The organism is Bacillus cereus group sp. BfR-BA-01522 (assembly GCF_022662635.1).
Lineage (GTDB): Bacteria > Bacillota > Bacilli > Bacillales > Bacillaceae_G > Bacillus_A > Bacillus_A cytotoxicus.
Window position 1 is genome coordinate 1 of record NZ_JAKUDY010000046.1, and the last position, 406, is coordinate 406.

The window sequence follows — 406 nt, forward strand, 5'->3', positions numbered from 1 at the left end:
CCGTCCTTCATCGACTCCTAGTGTCAAGGCATCCACCGTGCGCCCTTTCTAACTTAACCAAACTAAAATTAAAAATATGAGCTACACTGTTATCTAGTTTTCAAAGAACATGCCTACTGCGCTGCATCTGCTTCTCTGCTGACATGCGGTGAGGAATCCATCATCGTGGAATTCACTTTCAGACGCAAACGCAAGAAAAAACAAACTGCTTACGCTGTATAAACTTGAGAGAAAGTTCTCTCAAAACTGAACAAAACGAAACACGGAAACTTATATTGATGAACAACGTTCATCCATTCTCCATAGAAAGGAGGTGATCCAGCCGCACCTTCCGATACGGCTACCTTGTTACGACTTCACCCCAATCATCTGTCCCACCTTAGGCGGCTGGCTCCAAAAGGTTACC

The 406-nt window shown here is 44.6% G+C and carries 1 rRNA gene; it reads right to left on the reverse strand.

Going from position 1 to position 406, the window contains the following annotated elements:
• Positions 1-306: 306 nt before the first annotated feature.
• Positions 307-406: ribosomal RNA gene (locus tag MR059_RS21535) — 16S ribosomal RNA — on the reverse strand; the annotation flags it as partial.